Origin of the sequence: Streptomyces longisporoflavus (assembly GCF_014649775.1) — a bacterium.
GTDB classification, from domain to species: Bacteria; Actinomycetota; Actinomycetes; order Streptomycetales; family Streptomycetaceae; genus Streptomyces; species Streptomyces longisporoflavus.
This window is the reverse complement of the sequence record NZ_BMTR01000005.1, coordinates 381,699-403,251: the sequence shown is the minus strand read 5'-3', so window position 1 is coordinate 403,251 and position 21,553 is coordinate 381,699. Positions and strand designations below refer to the sequence as shown.

The 21,553-nt window shown below is 71.0% G+C and carries 20 protein-coding genes; 10 read left to right on the top strand and 10 right to left on the bottom strand.

Going from position 1 to position 21,553, the window contains the following annotated elements:
• Nucleotides 1-5: 5 nt before the first annotated feature.
• Entirely contained in the window at nt 6-980 is a 975-nt protein-coding gene (locus IE226_RS13260) for a carbohydrate kinase family protein (protein WP_190081322.1), read from the bottom strand.
• Nucleotides 981-1,114: 134 nt separating this feature from the next.
• Here IE226_RS13260 and IE226_RS13255 point away from each other — a divergent pair, with 134 nt between their 5' ends.
• Nucleotides 1,115-1,357, top strand: coding sequence for a hypothetical protein (locus IE226_RS13255; protein ID WP_190081469.1), 243 nt, complete (start codon nt 1,115-1,117; stop codon nt 1,355-1,357).
• Nucleotides 1,358-1,536: 179 nt separating this feature from the next.
• The gene (locus IE226_RS13250; RefSeq protein WP_190081321.1) at nt 1,537-3,051 is read left to right on the top strand and encodes a hypothetical protein; all 1,515 of its coding nucleotides are present in this window, start codon (nt 1,537-1,539) and stop codon (nt 3,049-3,051) included.
• A 68-nt stretch (nt 3,052-3,119) separates the two neighbouring features.
• Here the strand turns inward: IE226_RS13250 and IE226_RS13245 are convergent, their stop codons facing one another.
• Nucleotides 3,120-3,476, bottom strand: coding sequence for a HesB/IscA family protein (locus IE226_RS13245; RefSeq protein ID WP_030933606.1), 357 nt, complete (start codon nt 3,474-3,476; stop codon nt 3,120-3,122).
• Nucleotides 3,477-3,764: 288 nt separating this feature from the next.
• Here IE226_RS13245 and nadA point away from each other — a divergent pair, with 288 nt between their 5' ends.
• A complete protein-coding gene (gene nadA, locus IE226_RS13240; RefSeq protein ID WP_190081320.1) occupies nt 3,765-4,961 on the top strand; it encodes a quinolinate synthase NadA in 1,197 nt (398 codons plus the stop codon).
• Between the two features lie 175 nt (nt 4,962-5,136).
• On the opposite strand, the gene IE226_RS13235 is transcribed toward nadA, so the two are convergent.
• The 5 genes from IE226_RS13235 to IE226_RS13215 all read right to left on the bottom strand — a co-directional run bounded on the left by IE226_RS13235 (nt 5,137) and on the right by IE226_RS13215 (nt 11,647).
• On the bottom strand, nt 5,137-8,289 hold the full coding sequence (locus IE226_RS13235) for an efflux RND transporter permease subunit (protein ID WP_190081319.1): 3,153 nt from the start codon (nt 8,287-8,289) through the stop codon (nt 5,137-5,139).
• 151 nt (nt 8,290-8,440) lie between these two features.
• Complete coding sequence (locus tag IE226_RS13230; protein WP_190081318.1) at nt 8,441-9,121, bottom strand: response regulator; 681 nt, start codon at nt 9,119-9,121, stop codon at nt 8,441-8,443.
• Nucleotides 9,118-10,356, bottom strand: a complete 1,239-nt coding sequence (locus IE226_RS13225) for a sensor histidine kinase (protein WP_229870844.1) — start codon at nt 10,354-10,356, stop codon at nt 9,118-9,120. The genes IE226_RS13230 and IE226_RS13225 overlap by 4 nt, the downstream gene beginning before the upstream one ends.
• A 146-nt stretch (nt 10,357-10,502) precedes the next feature.
• On the bottom strand, nt 10,503-10,781 hold the full coding sequence (gene pspAA / locus IE226_RS13220; protein WP_190081317.1) for a PspA-associated protein PspAA: 279 nt from the start codon (nt 10,779-10,781) through the stop codon (nt 10,503-10,505).
• 41 nt (nt 10,782-10,822) lie between these two features.
• On the bottom strand, nt 10,823-11,647 hold the full coding sequence (locus tag IE226_RS13215; protein ID WP_190081316.1) for a PspA/IM30 family protein: 825 nt from the start codon (nt 11,645-11,647) through the stop codon (nt 10,823-10,825).
• 268 nt (nt 11,648-11,915) lie between these two features.
• Here IE226_RS13215 and IE226_RS13210 point away from each other — a divergent pair, with 268 nt between their 5' ends.
• From IE226_RS13210 to IE226_RS13200, 3 genes are all read left to right on the top strand, one after another.
• Entirely contained in the window at nt 11,916-12,542 is a 627-nt protein-coding gene (locus IE226_RS13210; protein WP_190081315.1) for a DUF3043 domain-containing protein, read from the top strand.
• A gap of 38 nt (nt 12,543-12,580) precedes the next feature.
• Nucleotides 12,581-13,324: a class I SAM-dependent methyltransferase gene (locus IE226_RS13205; protein ID WP_190081461.1), complete on the top strand. Its 744-nt coding sequence runs from the start codon at nt 12,581-12,583 to the stop codon at nt 13,322-13,324.
• Nucleotides 13,325-13,419: 95 nt separating this feature from the next.
• Nucleotides 13,420-14,493 (top strand): S1C family serine protease, encoded by a 1,074-nt coding sequence (locus IE226_RS13200; protein ID WP_190081314.1) that lies wholly within the window; start codon nt 13,420-13,422, stop codon nt 14,491-14,493.
• Nucleotides 14,494-14,592: 99 nt separating this feature from the next.
• Here the strand turns inward: IE226_RS13200 and IE226_RS13195 are convergent, their stop codons facing one another.
• Nucleotides 14,593-14,814: a hypothetical protein gene (locus IE226_RS13195; RefSeq protein WP_190081313.1), complete on the bottom strand. Its 222-nt coding sequence runs from the start codon at nt 14,812-14,814 to the stop codon at nt 14,593-14,595.
• Nucleotides 14,815-14,904: 90 nt separating this feature from the next.
• Here IE226_RS13195 and IE226_RS13190 point away from each other — a divergent pair, with 90 nt between their 5' ends.
• A complete protein-coding gene (locus IE226_RS13190) occupies nt 14,905-16,104 on the top strand; it encodes a bifunctional adenosylcobinamide kinase/adenosylcobinamide-phosphate guanylyltransferase (RefSeq protein ID WP_190081312.1) in 1,200 nt (399 codons plus the stop codon).
• A gap of 45 nt (nt 16,105-16,149) precedes the next feature.
• On the opposite strand, the gene IE226_RS13185 is transcribed toward IE226_RS13190, so the two are convergent.
• Nucleotides 16,150-16,908, bottom strand: a complete 759-nt coding sequence (locus IE226_RS13185) for a class I SAM-dependent methyltransferase (protein WP_190081311.1) — start codon at nt 16,906-16,908, stop codon at nt 16,150-16,152.
• A 175-nt stretch (nt 16,909-17,083) separates the two neighbouring features.
• Here IE226_RS13185 and cobT point away from each other — a divergent pair, with 175 nt between their 5' ends.
• From cobT to IE226_RS13170, 3 genes are all read left to right on the top strand, one after another.
• Nucleotides 17,084-18,214, top strand: coding sequence for a nicotinate-nucleotide--dimethylbenzimidazole phosphoribosyltransferase (gene cobT / locus IE226_RS13180; RefSeq protein ID WP_190081310.1), 1,131 nt, complete (start codon nt 17,084-17,086; stop codon nt 18,212-18,214).
• A 64-nt stretch (nt 18,215-18,278) separates the two neighbouring features.
• On the top strand, nt 18,279-20,045 hold the full coding sequence (locus IE226_RS13175; RefSeq protein ID WP_190081309.1) for a phosphatidylglycerol lysyltransferase domain-containing protein: 1,767 nt from the start codon (nt 18,279-18,281) through the stop codon (nt 20,043-20,045).
• Entirely contained in the window at nt 20,042-20,785 is a 744-nt protein-coding gene (locus tag IE226_RS13170) for a hypothetical protein (protein WP_190081308.1), read from the top strand. The genes IE226_RS13175 and IE226_RS13170 overlap by 4 nt, the downstream gene beginning before the upstream one ends.
• Here the strand turns inward: IE226_RS13170 and IE226_RS13165 are convergent.
• A complete protein-coding gene (locus IE226_RS13165; RefSeq protein ID WP_190081307.1) occupies nt 20,731-21,489 on the bottom strand; it encodes a hypothetical protein in 759 nt (252 codons plus the stop codon). The two genes, IE226_RS13170 and IE226_RS13165, sit on opposite strands and share 55 nt — an antisense overlap.
• Between the last annotated feature and the right edge of the window lie 64 nt (nt 21,490-21,553).

The following is a 21,553-nucleotide window of genomic DNA, read 5'->3' as shown; positions in this document are numbered from 1 at the left end:
CGGGGTCAGGCCAGGCGGGCCCGGACCTCGGACGCCGCCTCGTCGCCGTACGCCTTGGTGAAGCGGTCCATGAAGTCGCTGCGGTGCAGCTCGTACTCCTGGGTGCCGACGTTCTCGATCACCAGGGTGGCGAGCATGCAGCCGAGCTGCGCCGAGCGCTCCAGGGAGACTCCCCAGGACAGGCCCGAGAGGAAGCCCGCGCGGAACCCGTCGCCGACACCGGTGGGCTCGACCTTCGCCTTCTCCTCGGGGACGCCGACCTCGATCGGGTCCTGTCCCGCGGCCTCGATGCGTACGCCGTTCGCGCCGAGGGTGGTCACGCGGTGGCCGACCTTGGAGAGGATCTCGGCGTCGGTCCAGCCGGTCTTGGACTCGATGAGCCCCTTCTCGTACTCGTTCGAGAAGAGGTACGTCGCGCCGTCGAGGAGGGTACGGATCTCCTCGCCCTCCATGCGCGCGATCTGCTGGGAGAAGTCTGCGGCGAAGGGGATCTCGCGCGTCCGGCACTCCTCGGTGTGGCGCATCATCGCCTCGGGGTCGTCCGCGCCGATGAGGACCAGGTCGAGACCGCCCACGCGGTCGGCCACGGTCTTCAGTTCGATGAGGCGGGCCTCGCTCATCGCGCCCGTGTAGAACGAGCCGATCTGGTTGTGGTCGGCGTCCGTGGTGCACACGAAGCGGGCCGTGTGCAGCGTTTCGGAGATGCGGACCGACGCCGTGTCCACGCCGTGCCGGTCGAGCCAGGCGCGGTACTCGCCGAAGTCCGAGCCCGCGGCTCCGACCAGGATCGGGTCCGTGCCGAGCTGGCCCATCCCGAAGCAGATGTTGGCGGCGACACCTCCCCTGCGGACGTCCAGGGCGTCGACCAGGAACGAGAGAGAAACCGTGTGCAACTGATCCGCGACCAGTTGGTCGGCGAAGCGGCCGGGGAAGGTCATCAGGTGGTCGGTGGCGATGGAGCCGGTGACTGCGATACGCACGACGGCATGCTCCTGTGGAGGAGAGGCGGGGGTTGACAGTTCACGCTACCGGGTCGGGGCACCCCTTCTGAAGAGGCCAAACTACCCGTTAGTAGGTCTTTTTTCGCGAGGTGTGCGATGCGTACGGTGCGGTTATGGCCGTTATCCCGAAGCATGTCGTCACCGCACGTCCCGCCGAGCCCCCGGAAAAGCCGGAGAACCCGGAGAACCCGGAGAACATGGAGACCCTGCGGGGCGACTGCGCCCGGATGGCTCCGCACTGGGTGAGTCCCACGGCCGCCGCGACCGCTTCCGTGTCGCCCGCGCTGATCCACGGGATCAGCGTCCCGCCCGCGTCCGCGCGGCTGATCGACGGCATGTCGGAGTACGGCGACTGAGGCCGCCCGAAGCCGACTGAGCCTGACCGAGACAAGGACGGTTCCATCGGCGCGCGCCGATGGAACCGCGCGCTCCCCCGCCGCGTCCCACCGCTGTCCCCCGTAAAGGGGACGCGGAATACGAACGAGGCCCACGCACGGGCCTCCAGGGACAGCAGTGCAGTCGAAGGAGCGATGCGGTGAGCACCGAGCGACCCGTTCATGACGCGGCCGAGCAGCACCGGCGGCGTTCCCGCCTCGCCGTCGCGTCGGTGGCGGCCACGGTGCTGCTCGTCGGTGGCGGCGGCGCGTACTTCGCCGCGACCGCGTCAGGCGGCAGCGGCGGCAACGGCAGTTCTCCGGCCGGCGACGGCGGAACGCCTCCGCCCCTTGCCCTCGACGGACACACGGACGGCGACCGGCAGGAGGGCGGCAAGGAAGGCGGCACCGAGGGCATCGCCCCCGGTGAGCCCGACCCGAACGGCGCCGCCTACCGCGCCGAGGGCAAGCTGCCCGGCGGCCCCGACTCGGCGGCGGTCTACCACGCGCGGGGCACCGTCAGCCGGGAGCAGGTCACGAAGCTGGCCGACGCCCTCGGCCTCGCGGGCAAGCCCACCTCGCGGGACGGCGCCTGGCAGGTCGGTCCCGCGAAGGACGGTTCGGGCCCCTCGCTCCAGGTGAGCAAGCAGGCACCGGGCACCTGGACGTTCTCGCGGTACGCCACCGGCGGCAGCGACAACTGCCGGAAGGGCAAGCCTTGTTCGGAGGGTTCAGCGGATTCGGGGACGACGTCCACCGCCCCGAACGGCAAGGGTGACGCGGTCGGCGAGAGCGAGGCGAAGAAGGCCGCGGCGCCGGTCCTGAAGGCGGTCGGACAGGACGACGCGAAGCTGGACGCCGATCAACTCATGGGCGCCGTACGCGTGGTGAACGCCGACCCGGAGGTGGGCGGCCTGCCGACCTACGGCTGGTCGACCGGCGTCCAGGTCGGCTCGGACGGTCAAGTGGTCGGCGGCAGCGGCCAGTTGAAGGCGCCGGAGAAGGGTGCGACGTACCCGGTGATCAGCGCCGACGAGACCTTGGCGCAGCTCAACAAGTCGGGCGGCGGCGGGAGCGTCGGCATCGGCGGCTGCGCCACCGCCATGCCGGAGGACGCCTCGGGCGAGGAGGGCAAGAAGCAGGCTCCGTGCGAGCCCTCGTCCGCACCCCCGAAGCCGCAGCCGATCACGGTGAAGGACGCCACGTTCGGGCTCGCGGTGCAGTTCGTGGACGGGCGCCAGACGCTCGTGCCCTCCTGGCTGTTCGACGTGCTGCCGCAGGGCGCCGAGGACACCTTCACGGTGACGCACCCGGCGGTGGAGCCGAAGTTCATCACCTCCCCGAGCACCCCGTCCTCGCCTCCGACGCCCACCGGCAAGCCCGGGCAGGAGCCCGGCGCGGGCGGCGCGAAGGACCCGGCGGCGCACGTCGAGTCCTACCGCGCGGACGGCGAGTCCCTGACGGTGCACTTCTACGGCGGCGCCTGCGGCGAGTACTCGGCATCGGCCGACGAGAGCAAGGACAGCGTGCGCGTGAAGGTGACCGAGACCCGTAAGAAGGGCGAGGTCTGCGTCATGATGGCCAAGGAGTTCACGGAGACCGTGACCCTGGACGAGCCGCTGGGCGACCGCAAGGTCGTGGACGCTCAGGGAGGCGGGACCGTGCCGCGCAAGTAGCACCCCGGACACGTGCGAAGGCGGCCCCCGCAGAACTCCGGGGGCCGCCTTCGCACGTACGCGCGGATTTAGCTGAACGAGTCGCCGCAGGCGCAGGAGCCCGTGGCGTTCGGGTTGTCGATCGTGAAGCCCTGCTTCTCGATGGTGTCGACGAAGTCGATGGAGGCGCCGCCCAGGTAGGGAGCGCTCATCCGGTCGGTGACGACCTTGACGCCGTCGAAGTCCTTGACCACGTCGCCGTCGAGCGAGCGCTCGTCGAAGAACAGCTGGTAGCGAAGGCCTGAGCAGCCACCGGGCTGAACGGCGACGCGCAGCGCCAGGTCATCCCGGCCCTCCTGCTCAAGAAGGCCCTTGACCTTGGCCGCGGCGGCGTCGGACAGGAGGATGCCGTCGCTCACGGTGGTGGTCTCGTCCGATACGGACATCTGCTTCTCTCCCGGGTTGTACGGAGACTGCTTGCCGACGGTTGCAACCGTCGGGGCCGCGGATTCATTCCGGGCCGAGGGCTGTGTCTCTCGGCGGCTCTCGGCTGACTGACGACGTGTCTGTCGACTGTCTGTCCCTTCATGCTCGCACATGCCGCCCCCGGGAGCACCGGCCCGCCGGAGGCGAACGCGTCACATCGACACTATGGCCATCGTCAAACTGACGTGAAGCGGTTATGATAGATAACGTCAATTAGACGAGAAGCCTTGTCTGCAGAAAAAGAAAGGGTGCGTGTCGTGACCACCGCCCAGTCCCCCGTGGAGCTCGACGTCCAGCCGACGCCGCTCGCCCTGCTGCTGCTCGGCCGCGAGGCCGACCCGAAGAGCGAGCGCGGCGTGGAGTGCCCCGGCGATCTGCCGTCGCCCTCCGACCCCGACCTGGTGGAGCGCGCCCGCGCCGCCAAGGAGAAGCTCGGCGACAAGGTCTTCGTGCTCGGCCACCACTACCAGCGCGACGAGGTCATCCAGTTCGCGGATGTCACCGGCGACTCCTTCAAGCTGGCCAAGGACGCGGCCGCCAAGCCCGAGGCCGAGTACATCGTCTTCTGCGGCGTGCACTTCATGGCCGAGTCCGCCGACATCCTGACGACGGACGACCAGAAGGTCGTCCTTCCTGACCTGGCCGCCGGCTGCTCGATGGCCGACATGGCCACCGCCGAGCAGGTCGCGGAGTGCTGGGACGTGCTGGCCGAGGCCGGCATATCCGAGCAGGTCGTGCCCGTCTCGTACATGAACTCCTCCGCCGACATCAAGGCCTTCACCGGCAAGCACGGCGGGACGATCTGCACGTCGTCGAATGCCAAGCGGGCCCTGGAGTGGGCCTTCGAGCAGGGCGAGAAGATCCTCTTCCTGCCCGACCAGCACCTCGGCCGGAACACCGCCGTGCGCGACATGGGCCTCTCGCTCGACGACTGCGTGGTCTACAACCCGCACAAGCCGAACGGCGGCCTGACCGTCGAGCAGCTGCGTGACGCGAAGATGATCCTGTGGCGCGGGCACTGCTCCGTGCACGGGCGCTTCTCGCTGGAGTCCGTGGAGGACGTGCGCGCGCGGATTCCCGGCGTCAACGTCCTGGTGCACCCCGAGTGCAAGCACGAGGTCGTGGCCGCGGCGGACTACGTGGGCTCCACGGAGCACATCATCCAGACCCTCGAAGCGGCTCCCGCCGGTTCCAAGTGGGCGATCGGGACCGAGCTGAACCTCGTACGCCGCCTGGCGAACCGTTTCGCCGCCGAGGACAAGGAGATCGTCTTCCTCGACAAGACGGTCTGCTTCTGCTCGACCATGAACCGGATCGACCTGCCGCACCTGGTCTGGGCCCTGGAGTCGCTGGCCGAGGGCAAGCTGGTCAACCAGATCGAGGTCGACCGCGAGACCGAGCAGTTCGCGAAGCTGGCCCTGGAGCGGATGCTGGCGCTCCCGTAGTACCGCTTGTTGCACGGCCGTAAGGGGCGCCCGCCATTGCGGGCGCCCCTTACGGCGTTCGGTGCGGGCGCCGGCGCTCGCCCTCGCACGCGTCCCCTACGCCTCCGGTGTGGGGTCCGCCGTGCTCGGTACCGCCCGGAGCGCGTGGGGCGCAGCGAACCGGCCGGCGGAGCGCTCAGACCTTGGCCGGCTCCGGGTCCCCGGAGTCGGCGTCGGCCTGCGTCGGGCCGCCCGCCTTCTTGGCCCGCTTCGCCTCGCGCTTGGCGCGGCGACGCTCCTTGCGGAGCTCCACCATCGCGTACAGCGTCGGGACGAGGAGGAGGGTGAGGAGCGTCGACGTGATCAGACCGCCGATGACCACCACCGCGAGCGGCTGGGCGATGAAGCCGCCCTCGCCCGTGATGCCGAGGGCCATCGGGAGCAGGGCGAAGATGGTCGCAAGGGCCGTCATCAGGATCGGGCGCAGGCGGTGCCGGCCGCCCTCGACGACTGCCTCGACCACGCCGTGGCCCTGCCCGCGGTACTGGTTGATCAGGTCGATCAGGACGATCGCGTTCGTCACCACGATGCCGATCAGCATCAGCATGCCGATCATCGCCGGGACGCCCATCGGGGTGTCGGTGGCGATCAGCAGGCCGATGGCGCCCGTGGCCGCGAACGGGATCGAGACCAGCAGGATCAGCGGCTGGACGAGCGAGCGGAACGTCGCCACGAGCAGCATGAAGACGATCGCGATCGCCGCGAGCATCGCGAGGCCGAGCGAGGCGAAGGCCTCGTCCTGGTCCTCGGAGACGCCGCCGATGGACGCGGTCGCGCCGTCCGGCAGCTTCAGCGCGTCGAGCTTCGTGGTGAGGTCGGCGCTGACGGCGCCGGTGTTCTCGCCGGTCGGCTTCGCGGTGATCGTCGCGGCGCGGGCGCCGTCGATGCGGGTCATGGAGACCGGTCCTTCGACCAGCTTGACGTCGGCGATGTCAGCGAGCTTCACGGGGCCGAGGTCGAGCTTGCGCAGCTCGGCGATGGTCTTCGCGGGCCGCGCCGACTTCACCACGATGTCGCGCTCGGTGTCGTCCAGGACCGCCTTGCCGCTCTCGGTGCCGCGGACCGACTGGGCGACGGCCTGACCGAGGGTGGTGTCGTTGAACCCGGCCGCGGCGGCCTTGGCGTTCGCCTTGACCGAGATCCGCGGGATGCTCTGCGACAGGTCGCTCTGGACGTCCGTGACGTCGTCGAGCTTCGCGACCTCGTCGCGCACCTCGTCGGAGGCCTCGCGCAGCACGTCGGCGTCGGCGGCCTTGACGACCACGCTCAGGTCCTGGCTGCCGAAGCCGTCACCGGCCGCGATGGTCGTCTGGCCGATGCCGGAGAGCTTGCCGAGCTCCTCCTCGACCTTGTCCTGCGTCTTGTCGTACGAGGACTTGTCCTTGAGCGTCAGCGTGTACGAGGCCTGATTGGTGTCCGTCGAGCCGCCGAAGGCCGCCATGAAGCCGGACGAACCGACCGTGACCTGGTAGTCCTTGATCTCGTCGAGGCCGTCCAGCATCTTCTCGACCTTCTTGGCCGACGCGTCGGACGCCGCGAGGCTGGTGCCCGGCTTCAACTCCTGCTTGATGGTCAGGACTTCCTGCTCGCCCTGGTCGAAGAAGTTGGTCTTCAGGAGCGGCGCCATGCCGAACGTACCGACGAGGATGACGATCGCGATGGCGAGGCTGGTGAAGCGGCGACGGGTCGCGAAGCGCAGGACGGGCACGTAGAAGCGCTGGAGCCTGCTCTTGGCCTCCTTCTCCTCGGCCTTGCGGCGGGCCTCGTCCGGATCGGCGCCGCGCACGTCCTTCGGGGGACGCAGGAACCAGTACGAGAGAACCGGTACGACCGTGAGCGACACGAGCAGGGACGCCAAGAGCGCCGCCGTGACCGTCAGCGAGAACGAGCCGAAGAGCTCGCCCACCATGCCGCCGACCAGGCCGATCGGCAGGAAGACCGCGACGGTCGTCAGGGTCGAGGACGTCACGGCGCCCGCGACCTCCTTGACGGCCTTGGTGATCGCGGCCTCGCGCTCCTCGCCGTAGCCGAGGTGGCGCTTGATGTTCTCCAGGACCACGATCGAGTCGTCGACGACACGGCCGATGGCGATGGTCAGCGCGCCGAGCGTGAGCATGTTGAGGGAGAGGTCCCGCGTCCACAGCACGATCAGGGCCAGGACGACCGAGAGCGGGATGGAGACCGCGGTGACCAGCGTCGAGCGGATCGACGCGAGGAAGACCAGGATGACCAGGACGGCGAAGACCAGGCCGAGGGCGCCCTCGGTGGTCAGGCCGTCGATGGACTTGGAGACGGCCGGGCCCTGGTCGCTCGCGACCGTCAGGTCCGAGCCCGCGCCGAGGTCCTTGCGCAGGTCGGGCAGCTTGTCCTTGACCTCGTCGGAGATGGAGACGGCGCTGCCGTCCTGGTCCATCGTGATCGCGACGGCGAGGCTGGGCTTGCCGTTGGTGCGCGTGATGGAGGTGGCCTCCGACGGCTGCTGCTTCACCGTGGCGAGGTCACCGAGGCGCACCGGCTTGCCCGCGCCCGCCGGGGAGCCCGGCTTGGCCTCGGGGGTGACCATCAGGTCCTGGATCTGCTTCAGGGAGGTGTAGCCGCCGCCGACCTGGACGGTGCGGTTCTTGCCGTCCTCGTCGAAGGAGCCCGCCGGGAGCGTGGCGCCGCCGGCCTGGAGCGCCTGGCCGAGCGCGGCCGGGGTCAGGCCCGCCTTGGCCAGCTTCCTGTCGTCGGGGGTGACGTCGACCTGGAGGTCGCGCACGCCGTCGACGGTGACCTGGGCGACGCCGTCGATGTCCTCCAGGGCGGGGACGACCGTACGGTCGAGCTGGTCCGAGAGCGCCTGCTGGTCCTTGTCCGAGGTGACGGAGAGGACCACGGTCGGGATGTCGTCCGTGGAGCCCGCGATGACCTGCGGGTCGACGTCGTCGGGGAGCTGGGCCCCGGCGCGGTTCACGGCTTGCTGGACATCGGCGACGAGCTGCTTGGAGCCGCTGCCGTAGTCGAACTGGGCCATGATCACGGCGTTGCCCTCGCTCGCCGTGGAGGTGATGCCGGTGATGCCGTCGACCGCGTCGAGGGACGATTCCAGCGGCTCGACGACCTGCTTTTCGACCACATCGGGGGACGCGCCCTGGTACGGAGCCAGGACGGACACCATCGGCAGTTCGATGGAGGGCAGCAGCTGCTGCTTGAGCTGAGGGATCGCGATCGCGCCGAAGACGAGCGCGATGATCGATATCAGCCCGACAAGGGCCCGTTGGGCGAGGCTGAACCGGGACAGCCAGGACATGGTGGTCTCTCTCTGTGGCGTACTGCGCAGGAACGGGCACCGGCGAGCCGGTGCCCCCTACACGATCTGCCATGTCCAGGGCAGGATTCGTCACTCCGAGGACCCGTTCTTATGCGTCGCATACTGCGGCCGCAGTACGTTGCGCCCGCACTCACTCCACCCTTGGACGTACCAGGCCCGATTCGTAGGCAATGACGACGAGTTGTGCCCGGTCGCGGGCGCCCAGCTTCGCCATCGCACGGTTCACGTGCGTCTTCACGGTGAGCGGGCTGACCTCCAGGCGCTCGGCGATCTCGTCGTTCGAGTGGCCGCCCGCGACCTGGACGAGGACCTCGCGCTCGCGCCCGGTGAGCGCGTCGAGCCGCTCGCCGCGCACCCCGCCGTCGTCGTCCGCGCCGTCGCCCTGGGCGAGGAACTTGGCGATCAGGCCCTTCGTCGCCACCGGGGAGAGCAGGGCGTCGCCGGCGGCCGCGATCCGGATCGCGCCGAGCAGTTCGTCCGGCTCCGCGCCCTTGCCGAGGAAACCGGAGGCGCCTGCGCGAAGCGACTGCACCACGTACTCGTCGACCTCGAAAGTCGTCAGCATGACCACCCGTACGTGGGCCAGGGCGGCGTCGGCGCTGATCAGGCGGGTGGCGGCCAGGCCGTCCATGCCGGGCATCCGGATGTCCATCAGGACGACGTCCGCGGCCCGCGCCTTGGCGAGCTCTACGGCCTCCGCGCCGTCCGACGCCTCGGCGACGACCTCCATGTCGGGCTCGGAATTGACGAGCACCTTGAACGCGCTGCGCAGCAAGGCCTGGTCGTCGGCGAGCAGCACCCGGATCGTCACGCGGTCCCTCCCTCTGCCGGGGTGACCGGCGTTGCCGTGACGGGCAGGATCGCATGGACGCGGAAGCCGCCGCCGTAGCGGGGTCCGGCGGTGCAGCGACCGCCCAGGGCGCTGACGCGCTCGCGCATACCGAGGAGGCCGTGCCCGCCGCCGTCGCTCTCCCCGCTCTGCTCCTTCTTCTCGCCCCCTCCGTCGTCCAGGACCGTGATCTCGGCGTTCGGTCCCACGCGGATGACGCTGACCTCGGCCTTCGCCCCCGTCCCCGCGTGCTTCTGCACGTTCGTGAGGGCCTCCTGGATGATGCGGTAGGCCGCCAGGTCGACCCCGGCGGGCAGGTCCATGACCGTGTCGCCGCAGGTGACCTCCACGGGGAGGCCCGCGTGGCGGAAGGTCTCCACGAGGTCGTCGAGGCGGGCCAGGCCCGGTGCGGGTTCGGTGGGCGCCTCGGGGTCCCCGGTCTGCCGCAACAGGCCGACGGTGGCGCGCAGTTCGTCGAGTGCGGAGCGGCTGGCGTCGCGGACGTGGGAGAGGGCTTCCTTGGCCTGGTCGGGGCGCTTGTCCATGACGTGGGCCGCCACGCCCGCCTGGACGTTGACGAGGGCGATGTGGTGGGCGACCACGTCGTGCAGATCGCGGGCGATGCGCAGCCGTTCCTCGGCGACGCGGCGCCTCGCCTCTTCCTCGCGGGTGCGTTCCGCGCGTTCGGCGCGCTCGCGTATGGCGTCCACGAAGGCGCGGCGGCTGCGAACGGCGTCACCGGCGGCCGCGGCCATGCCGGTCCAGGCGAAGATGCCGAGGTTCTCCTGGGCGTACCAGGGCAGGGGACCCGCCAGCATCGCTACCGCGGTGAGCCCGGTCATGGTGACCAGGCCGATGCGCCAGGTCGTGTGGCGGTTGGTGCGGGCGGCGACGGTGAAGAGGGCGATGACCGCGCTCATCACGACGCCGCCGCGGAACTCGCCGGTGACCAGGTCGACGACGGTGAAGCCGCAGGTCGCGGCGAGCACGACCCAGGGGGCGCGGCGGCGGAAGACCAGCGCGGTGGCGCCGAGCACCATCAGGACGAGGCTGAGCCCGCTGGGTGTGCGGGTGCCCCAGGTGGGGCCGCCGTCATGGCCGTACGGCTCCACGAATGATCCGACGACCATGCACACGAGGACTGCTGCCGCGAGGGCGCCGTCCACGGCCAGGGGGTGCGCCTTGGCCCAGCAACGGCCTCGCCCGAAAGTGGTCACACTTCAACGGTACGGGGCCGTCTCTGGCCGCTCGGCCTTAAGCGCGGTACCGGGGGCTACTGAACCCTGTCTTCGCGGACGGGCTGCCCCGGCGCTTCGCGCCGGATCTATCCCGCCCACCCGCCCGTTTGCCCTGGGTCCATTCCCTAGCCGGGAATCAGCCCGTCGTCGCTCAGCATGTCTTTGACCTCGTCCAGCGTTGCGTCCGGTGCCGGCAAGATCAGCTCGGAGGGCTCAAGGGCGTCGTCCGGGAGGGGCGCGCCCAGCTCCCGGACCTTGTCCAGCAACGCGCACAGCGTCCGGCGGAAGCCGGACTCGTCGCCGCTCTCCATCTCGGCGAGCAACTCGTCGTCCAGCTTGTTCAGTTCGGCGAAGTGGCCGTCGGCCAGCTTCACCTGCCCCTCCCCCATGATCCGTACGATCATGTCGCCCTCCTCGGACGTGAGCGGTGTAGTGCGCAGGGCTGCTACTGCTTGTCGAAGCGCGGGGTGTCCTGCGGCTGCTGCTGGGTCTGGGGCTGGCCCTGACCCGGCTCGATGGCCTGCTTCGACGTCGAGCCTCCCCCAGAGCCAATAGCCTGGGAGGTGCCCCCAGCCAGTTCCGCCTTCATCCGCTGCAGTTCCAGCTCTACATCAGTACCACCGGAGAGGCGATCCAGCTCGGACTGGATGTCGTCCTTGGCGAGCCCGGAGGAGTCGTCGAGGGCTCCGGAAGCCAGGAGCTCGTCGATCGCGCCCGCCCGCGCCTGGAGCTGCGCGGTCTTGTCCTCGGCGCGCTGGATCGCCATGCCGACGTCGCCCATCTCCTCGGAGATGCCGGAGAAGGCCTCGCCGATCCGGGTCTGCGCCTGGGCGGCGGTGTACGTGGCCTTGATCGTCTCCTTCTTCGTGCGGAAGGCGTCGACCTTGGCCTGGAGCCGCTGCGCCGCGAGGGTGAGCTTCTCCTCCTCGCCCTGGAGGGTCTGGTGCTGCGTCTCCAGGTCCGTCACCTGCTGCTGGAGCGCCGCACGGCGGGACAGGGCCTCGCGGGCCAGATCCTCGCGGCCGAGGGCGAGCGCCTTGCGGCCCTGGTCCTCAAGGGTCGAGGACTGCTTCTGGAGCTGGGTCAGCTGCAGTTCGAGGCGCTTGCGGGACGTCGCCACGTCGGCGACACCGCGGCGCACCTTCTGAAGCAGCTCGAGCTGCTTCTGGTACGAGTAATCGAGGGTTTCGCGCGGGTCCTCGGCCCGGTCAAGGGCCTTGTTCGCCTTCGCGCGGAAGATCATCCCCATACGCTTCATGACACCGCTCATGGGCTTCGCGCGCCCCCTTCTGACGGACTTCCAGCTCCAGGTACTGCAACAGAACCCACAGTACGGGCCCTGCATCCATTACCGCACTGTTCGCGTGCGGATGCGCTCATCCCCAAGGACGACTGTGTCCGGCCGGGCTCAGGCGTAGGGAGTAGGTGCACCCCTGGGAACCGCCCGAAAACCGCTTGTAAACCACACGGAACGTCCCCTTAGCCACACAATCAAGACGCCCGGTGTTGCCGGATCGTTCCCCGTGGGGCTGGGGTCCATGCGTTCGCACCCCGTACCCTTGGGTTTTGTGTTCCGTAGCCGATCCAAGGACGAGAAGGCCCCGGCGAGCAAGGCCCCGGTGACCGACTCCCAGCAGCCCCGTGACCCGCAGGCCCCGAAGGGCCGCCCCACGCCCAAGCGCAGTGAGGCCCAGACCCAGCGCCGCAGCGTGGCCAATACGCCCGTGACGCGCAAGGAGGCGGCGAAGCGGCAGCGCAACGAACGCCGCGTCCAGATGGACAAGCAGCGCCAGGCTCTCGCCAGCGGTGACGAGCGCTATCTGCCCGCCCGCGACAAGGGTCCCGTGCGCAGGTTCGCGCGCGACTTCGTCGACTCGCGGTTCTGCATCGCCGAGTTCTTCCTGCCGCTGGCCGTGATCATCCTCGTACTGAGCATGGTCCGTGTCCCGCAGCTGCAGAACATCGCGCTGCTGCTCTGGCTCTTCGTGATCGTCCTGATCATCGTGGACTCGGTGGCGACCGCGGTCCGCCTGAAGAAGCGCCTGAACGAGCGCTTCCCGAGCGAGAGCAAGAAGGGCGCCGTCGCCTACGCCCTGATGCGTACGCTCCAGATGCGCCGGCTGCGCCTGCCGAAGCCGCAGGTCAAGCGCGGAGAGCGGCCCTGAGCGGTTTCGCCGGCGGGGCCGCCGCGTGGCTTCAGAAGCTGGGCGGCCTGCGTAACGCCGTACGCCAGGAGCTGGTCACCCGGCAGCTCGACGAGCAGATAGCCGGGCGCTTCCCCGTGGGGCAGCGGCTGCGCGTGCTCGACGTGGGCATGGGCCAGGGCACGCAGGCGCTGCGGCTCGCCCGCGCCGGGCACAAGGTGACCGGCGTCGAGCAGGACTCGGCGATGGTGGCCGCGGCCCGTGACGCGCTCGCCGCCGAGCCCGAGGGGATTCGGGGCCGGGTGCGGATCGTCGAGGGCGACGGCCGCGAGACCGGGGTGCATTTCCTGCCGGGCAGCTTCGACGTCGTGCTGTGCCACGGCGTCCTGATGTACGTCGAGGAGCCGGACGCGCTGCTCGCGGGCCTGGCCCGGATGCTGGCGCCCGGCGGCCTTCTCTCCCTCCTCGTCCGGAACGCGGACGCGCTGGCCATGCGGCCGGGGCTCGCCGGGGACTGGGCGGGGGCGATGGGGGCCTTCGACTCCACCGTGTACCGCAATCGGATCGGGCTCGAGGCGCGGGCCGATCGGCTCGACGCCGTTTCCGCCTCGCTCGCGGGGATCGCGGCGCCGCTGCATGCCTGGTACGGGGTGCGGGTCTTCACCGACGGGGCCGCGGATGACGCGGTTCCGCCTCCGGAGGCGGAGTTGACGGCGCTGCTCGCCGCCGAGGAGCGGGCCGGGCGGACCGACCCCTATCGGCGGGTCGCGGCTCTGCTGCACGTCTGCGGCGTACGGGACTGACTGAACCGCCGCCTCGCGGCGGTTCTTTCCCGGCCACCCACCCGATTGCCCCGTATCCCAGAGCGACATAGTGGGTCGAACGGGACACTCGGGGCATGACTGTCTCGCGTATCCGTGCCGTCACCGTGACCGCCTCCCTCGCCGCAGCGCTCTTCGCCGCGGGCTGCTCAAGCTCGGACTCAGGTTCCGGCTCAGGCACCGGCTCAGGCACCGGTGAGTCCACCACTCAGGCCGCGCCCAGGGCGGACAGCGGTCTGCAGGACGACTACCAGCAGGTGATCAAGGACGTCCTGCCGTCGGTCGTCCAGATCGACGCCTCAGAGAGCCTCGGCTCCGGTGTCGTCTACGACGACAAGGGCCACGTCGTCACCAACGCCCATGTCGTGGGCAAGGAGCGCACCTTCAAGGTCACGACGGCCACCGGGGAGCAGGCCCTGACCGCGAAGCTCGTCAGCTCCTACCCCGAGCAGGATCTCGCCGTCATCAAGCTCGACAACCCGCCGAGCGGGCTCAAGGCCGCGAAGTTCGCGGACTCCACGAAGGCCGAGGTCGGGCAGATCGTGCTGGCCATGGGTTCACCCCTGGGCCTGTCCTCCAGCGTCACGCAGGGGATCATCTCCGCCACCGGCCGGACCGTCAGCGAGCCCCGTTCGGAGGGCTCCACCGGCGCCACCATCGCGAACATGGTGCAGACGTCCGCCGCGATCAATCCGGGCAACAGTGGCGGCGCCCTGGTGACCCTCGACAGCGAGGTGATCGGCATCCCGACGCTCGCCGCCTCCGACCCGCAGATGGGCGACAGCGCGGCGCCCGGCATCGGGTTCGCCATCCCGTCCTCGATGGTGAAGACCGTCGCCGACCAGATCATCAAGGACGGCAAGGTCACCGACTCGGGCCGGGCCGCTCTCGGCATCACGGGACGCACGGTCCTCGGCAACGACTACAAGCCCGCGGGCGTCGCCGTCGTCGAGGCGCAGGAGGGCGGGGCGGCGGCCAAGGCGGGCATCGAGGCCGGCGACATCATCACCAAGTTGGGCGACACCCGGATCAGCACGATCACCTCGCTCTCCGAGGCGCTGGCCGGGGAGAAGCCGGGCGACAAGGCGCAGGTGACGTACACGCGCGACGGTTCCGACAAGACCGCCGATCTCACGCTGGGCGAGATGTAGCGACGGGAACGACGGGAACTGCTGGGACTACCGGCACGACCGGTAGGACGGCGTAAGGGGCGGCCGCAATTGCGGCCGCCCCTTACCTCTAGGCGTCACTCACCCCTGCGCCGCGTCCTGTGCGTGCAGGCTCATCGGTCCATAGATCTTGGTCGTGTCCTCGAAGAGCGACACCTGGTCGGCGCCGCCGTCCGCGAGCTCTTTCCAGAACTCGCCGACCCAGGACTCCGCGTCTCCCTGAGTGGTGAACTCCTCGGGCGTCAGAGCGGGCTGGACCTCCGTCCCGTCCGCCTTCTCGAACCGCCACGTCCATGCCGCCATGCCAGCCTCCCGATGGTCCGACAGCTGTGTGAAGCCGCTTGAAGCCTAGCCGGGCGAGCGGCGCTCGCGGCGACGCGGGAGGATCTTCTCGTGGAACTGACTCTGCTCGGCACCGGCTCCCCCGAAGGCCTGCCCCGCCCCGACTGCCCCTGCGCGGCCTGCGCGACCGCGCTCGGCGGCGCCGCACGCGCCGCCACCGCGCTCCTGGTGGACGGCATCCTGCTGCTCGACCTCACCCCTGGTGCCGCCTTCGCGGCCGCGCGCGCCGGGCACTCGCTCGGCGGCGTACGCCAGGTTCTGCTCTCGCACCCGCACGACGGCCCCTCGGTGGAGGTGCCGGCGGGACTGCCGCAGCCCGGCCGGGTGCCCGACGGGCGGGAGCTCGCGCTGCTCACCGGACACCGGGTGCGCGCGGTGGCGATGGACCATCCGGGCACGGGGTACGAGGTGACGGGCCCCGACGGCGAGCGGCTGCTTTATCTGCCGCCGCAGGGTGCGCCCGCAGGGGTGCCGGACGGGCAGCGGGCGTACGAGATGGTCGTCGCCGATGTCATCGGGCGGCCCGACGGGCTCGCACGGCTGCGGGCGGCGGGGGCGATCGGGGCGACCACGGACGTCGTCGCCGTCCATCTGGACCACGGGGTGCCGCCGGGTGCGGAGCTGACCCGCAGGCTCGCGGCAGCCGGTGCGCGGGCCGTGCCGGACGGAACGACGCTGGTGGTCGGCGCGTACGAGGACGTACCTGACGTGCCGCGCCGCACCCTCGTCCTCGGCGGCGCGAGGTCCGGGAAGTCGGTGGAGGCCGAGCGGCGCCTCGAAGCCTTCCCCGAGGTGCTCTACGTGGCGACCGGCGGGACCAGGAACGGCGACTCCGAGTGGGCGGACCGGGTCAGCGCCCACCGCGAACGGCGGCCGGGGTCGTGGAGCACCGCCGAGACCTGCGACCTCGTGCCGCTGCTCGCCGATGACGGGCCTCCCCTGCTCATCGACTGCCTGTCGCTGTGGCTGACGTACGCCATGGACGAGGTGAACGCGTGGGACGACGACGAGTGGGCGGGCGGGGGCGAGAGGGCGCTGCGCAAGCGGGTCGCCGAGCTCACGGACGCGGTGCGCGCGACCCGGCGCACGGTCGTCGCCGTCTCGAACGAGGTCGGCTCCGGCATCGTCCCCGCCACCGCGTCGGGCCGCCGCTACCGCGACGAGCTCGGCCGTCTGAACGCGGGGTTCGCGGCGGAGTGCGAGCACGTCCTGCTGGTCGTCGCGGGCCAGGCGCTCACTCTGCGCGGCTGACCCGTACGGCCGGGTACCTCACCGCGTACCCGGCCGGATCTCCGGTCAGGGCTTCGGGCCCCTGCGGGCGATGACCCGGTAGGCGTTGGAGAAGCGGGTGCGGCGGACCAGGGGTGCCAGGATCCGGTCCGCGAGGGCCGCGACGGCGAGGAGCGGGGAGGCGACACGGGCCGTGGCCCGGACGCGGCCGAGGGCGAGAGCCATGCCGGCGGCCAGGTCGAACGGGATGTGCGACTCGCGCCGGTCGGTGGCCACGACGGTGTAGCCGAGGCTTTTGAGATCGCGCCGGAGCACGGCGAGCGGGATGCGGTGGTGGGGCTCGGGCAGCAGATGACGGGAGCCGGGCCGCAGCCATCCCTTGCCGACGATCCTGGCGTACCGGCTGCCGGGGACGGGGACCTCGATCACCAGATGGCCGCCGGGCCGCAACGCCGTCCGGGCGGCGATGAGTTCGATGCGCGGGTCCTCGCTGCGCTCCAGGTAGTGGAACATGCTCAGCACGTCGTAGCGCCCCGCGAGCCTCGGCGCCAGGTCGGCGAGCAGCCCGAGATGCGCCTCCTCGACCCGCCCGGCCCTGCGCCCGTCCTCCACGCACTCGGTCGCGTCGAGGCCGTCGAAGGCGGTGTACGGGTGCACCTCCTGAGCGACGGCGGGGAAGTGCGCGTACCCGGTGCCGATGTCCAGCCAGCTCTCGGGCTCGCCGAACGGGGCCATCGCGCGGGCGCGGGCCCGGTGGCGGCGGGTGGAGTACGGGGCGGCGAAGACCTTGCGGGCCCGGGCAGCGGCGGCCAGTGCGACATGCATGGGCGTGGCCGGCTCCTTTCATCGCACGTAAGTGAACATAAACGTACGTAAAGGGCGGGCTGAGCCGGTGCAGCGACACCGTGGAGGCGACCCGTGCCGCACCGCCGTTCGCGCGCCGGGGCCCGCTGCCGGGCCCTCTGATCCGGGGCCGGGCCCTGCCGGTACTGTTCGGCGAATGAGCTCGCTGAATCTCGACGACTTCACCGACCTGATCGAGCGGCCCGACGGCGGGATGCGCCGCGACGCCGAGGAGCGCAGGGAGCGGCAGACCGTGCCGCCCGGAGCACTCGGCCGCCTGGACGAACTGGGCGAGTGGCTGTCCGCGGCCCAGTCGTCGGTGCCGGTCAAGCCGATCGAGCGGCCGCGCGTGATCCTCTTCGCGGGAGACCACGGGGTCGCGGAACTCGGCGTCTCCGCGCGGCCCGCGGGCGGTGCGGCGGAGCTCGTCCGTGCCGTGCTCTCGGGCGAGAGCCCCGTGGCCGTCCTCGGGCGCCGCCTCGACGTGCCCGTCCGGGTCGTCGACGTGGCCCTGGACTGCGATCCGGACGCTCTTCCCGCGGAGGTGGCGGGGCACCGGGTGCGGCGCGGCTCGGGGCGCGTCGACATCGAGGACGCGCTGACGGCCGAGGAGGCCGAGGCCGCGGTGCGCGCCGGGATGGCCGTCGCCGACGAGGAGGCGGACTCCGGGACCGACCTGGTCGTGCTCGGCGATGTGAGCGTCGGCGGCACGACGCCCGCGGCGACGCTGGTCGCCGCGCTGTGCGGAACCGACGCGTCCGTGGTGACCGGGCGCGGCGGTGCCCCGATCGACGACCTCGCGTGGATGCGCAAGTGCGCGGCGGTCCGGGACTCGCTGCGGCGGGCGCGGCCCGTCCTCGGGGATCAGCTGGAGCTGCTCGCGGCGGTGGGCGGGGCCGACATCGCCGCCATGACCGGATTCCTGTTGCAGAGCGCGGTGCGGCGTACGCCGGTCATCCTGGACGGCGTCGTGGCAGCGGCGGCGGCGCTCGTGGCCCAGCGGGTCGCCTTCCGGGCGCCGGACTGGTGGCTCGCGGGGCACAGCAGCGGGGAGCCGGCGCAGGCCAAGGCGCTCGACCGGATGGCTCTCGACCCCGTGCTCGAACAGGGCGTGCAGGTGGGCGAGGGCGTGGGCGCACTTCTCGCGCTGCCGCTGGTGCGGGCCGCCGCGGCGCTCTCTGCGGAGCTGCCCGAACGGAAGGCCGAGCCGACGGCGGAGGCCGGGACCGGGGACGAGGCAGCGGCCAAGACCGGGGACGGGACAGCGGCGGCGCACGAAGCGGAGTAGTAGGCGGCGGCGCGGCCGCTGACAGCCGAGGGCAGCCCGGCATAGCCCCATATGATCCCTTTTCATGGGAGATGAGCAATCCGCTGCCGCCGGGCGCCGACGCGATCTGCGTAGGCGGCGGCTCGCCGCGGCCTTCAGCGTCTGGTACCTCCGCGCCGTCACCTTCATCAACTTCCTGAGCGCGATCTGGGTCTCCCTGGGGCAGGATCTGCGGCGGCACAACACCGAGAACTACTTCACGCCGTATCTGCTCACGGCGGGCTTCGCGTCCGGTGCGTTCACGATGTTCCTGGCAATCACGATGCGCCGCCGCAAACGCGCCGCCTGGATTCTCAACCTCGTACTCAGCGGGCTCTTCCTGCTGCTCTTCGCGTTCGCGATGGTCTTCCCGGAGATCCGCCGGTACCCGCAGAACTGGATCTCCCTCGTCCTGACCGCCGCCTTCGTCGCCTCGCTGATCGTCGGGCGGCGGGAGTTCTACGCCAAGGGCGACCGCTCCAACCCGAGGCTCGCCGCGGCCGTCGCCGTCGGGGGGCTCCTGGTGACCTCGCTGATCGCCGCGCTCCTGGTCGCCGTCACCAACCGGGCGCACGACGACTACCGTTCGACGTTCCTCGACCGCTGGCGCTACGGCACCATGCGTCTGGTCTCGCTGGCCGCCGACGACGAGCGCTTCGAGGGCATCACCACGCCCGGCTGGGTCAACGTCACCATCAACGTGCTCAGCACGCTTCTCCTCCTGGCCGTCCTGTACGCGGCCTTCCGCTCGCGCAAGGCGGTCGACCCGCTCACCGAGGACGACGAGCGGAAGCTGCACGCGCTGCTCGACAAGTACGGGGAGCGCGACTCGCTCGGCTACTTCGCGCTGCGCCGCGAGAAGAGCGTCGTCTGGTCGCCGAGCGGCAAGGCGGCGGTCGCCTACCGGGTCGTCGGCGGCGTGTCACTGGCCTCCGGCGATCCCATCGGCGACCCGGAGGCCTGGCCCGGCGCCATCGAACCCTGGCTGGCCGACGCCCGCGAGCACGGCTGGCTCCCGGCCGTGATGGGCGCGAGCGAGGAGGCGGGCACGATCTACGCCCGGCACGGCCTGGACGCCCTGGAGCTGGGCGACGAAGCCATCGTCGACACGGCCGAGTTCACCCTGGAGGGGCGGGCCATGCGGACGGTCCGTCAGGCGTACAACCGGGTCAAGCGGGCGGGTTACGAGGTGCGGATCCGCCGCCACGAGGACATCCCGGCCGACGAGATGGCGTACCTCCTCGAACGCGCCGACGACTGGCGCGACGGGGCCACCGAGCGCGGCTTCTCGATGGCGCTCGGGCGGCTCGGCGACCCCGCGGACGGACGGTGCGTGATGCTCGAATGCACCGATGGGGACGGCGAGTTGAGAGCGGTGCTCTCCTTCGTGCCGTGGGGGCCGCACGGACTCTCGCTCGACCTGATGCGGCGCGATCGCGACTCCGAGAACGGGCTGATGGAATTCATGGTCATCGAACTGCTCCAGCGTGCCGCAGAGATCAAGATCACTCAGGTGTCACTGAACTTCGCGATGTTCAGGTCGGTCTTCGAACGTGGCTCGCGGCTCGGCGCGGGCCCGGTCCTGCGGCTGTGGCGCTCGCTGCTCACCTTCTTCTCCAAGTGGTGGCAGATCGAGTCGCTGTACCGCGCCAACGCGAAGTACCGCCCGATCTGGGAGCCCCGTTTCCTTCTCTTCGAGAAGAGCGGGGACCTGCCGCGCATCGGCATCGCGTCGGCCCGCGCGGAGGGCTTCCTGGAGGCGCCGGGCCTGCCGAAGTGGCTGCACCGCAAGCACCTGGAGTCCCGACGATGAGTTCCCCGGCCGGCCCCTCGGCCGGCCCCCCGTCCAGTCCCCCGGACGCGGGCCCGCTGACCCGTTTGGCGCGCGCCGAGTGGGGCCCGCTGTACGCCGCCGTGCGCGACGGCATCGCCGAGCGGCGGTGGGGCGCGGCGCCCATGACGCTGGCCGCCGTCTGCCTCACCGCCCTCCTCCAGTTCATCCAGAACCAGCCGTGGGGCTATCAGTTCGTGCAGGACATCGGTTCCGTACGGGCCGAGGAACCGCTCTGGCTCGCCCTGCTCCGTACCCCGTTCTCGCTCTTCGTGCCCGCCCTCGACCTGCCCGTCTGGGGCGCGCTCGCGCAGATCCTGCTGGTGTTCGGCGTCGCGGAGATCTGCGTCGGCCGGCGGCGCACGCTCCTCATCGGCTACGCCGCCACCCTCGCGGGCACGCTCTACGCGCGCGTGGGCATCGAGTGGGGGCCCGGCCATCCGCTGGGGCTGCCCGCCTCGGACGCCCGGGTCGTCGACACCGGTCCTTCCGCAGCGGTGGTCGGCCTCGCGGTCTATGTGTGCTGGCGCTACCGGGCGTGGTGCACGGCGGGGCTCGTGATCGCGCTGATGGTCGTCGAGGTGGCCGTCAAGAACAACCTCGCGGGCAAGGAGCATCTGGCGGCGATCGCCGCGGTGCTGGTCCTCTGCGCCTGCTCGGCGGTGCTTCAGCGGCGCGGGCGGGCCAGTTCCGGGTCGGGTCTGCCGCCGATCCAGTCCTGAAGCCTGCGGCGCGGTCCGGCCCAGCGCCGGTCGTGGCGGAAGGCGCGCAGGCCCGACCGGGCGCGGGCGCGTGGCCGGTTGCGGTAGAAGCGCCTGGCCCATGCCGATCCGGGCCGGGCGAGGCGGATCGCGCCGACCAGCGCGACCAGCGGGACGACCACGCCGATCAGGGCCGTACGCAGCTTGCCCTTGGCCAGCGCGATCAGGGCGAAGCAGCAGTTGACGGCGACGTTCGCGGCCAGGCCCGCGCGGTTGTCGCGCTCCTCGGCCGTCAGGTCGTTCACGCCGAACGGCGTGAAACCGGTGAGCACGAGCACCACCAGGGCCGCGGTCAGCATCACGACCTCGACGCTCTTGCGGCCCCGCTCGCTCCAGTAGACGTCGTCGAGATAGAGGATCAGCGCGAACTCGTCGAGCACGAGACCGGCGCCGACGCCGAAGAAGACCGCCGCGAACATCGCGGCGAGACTGTGCCGCCCGGCCGCGACCGCCCAGAATCCCCCCACGAGCATGAGGAAGATGCCGGGCACCACGTGGTGGATGTGGACGTCGCCCGAGCTGATGTTCCGGAAGGGGCCTCTGCCCGCACGGATGAGGCGCGTGATGGTCCTGGTGACGAGGAAGCAGCCCACGAAGGAGAGCAGGGCCAGCAGGAGGGGCAGCTTCCCCGGCTCCACGATGTTCCGGTACCACCAGTCGGCCATGGGGCCATCCTGGGCCGGGGGCCGGCCTGCCGCATTTCGCCGCCGCGCGGCGGATCACCCCGCG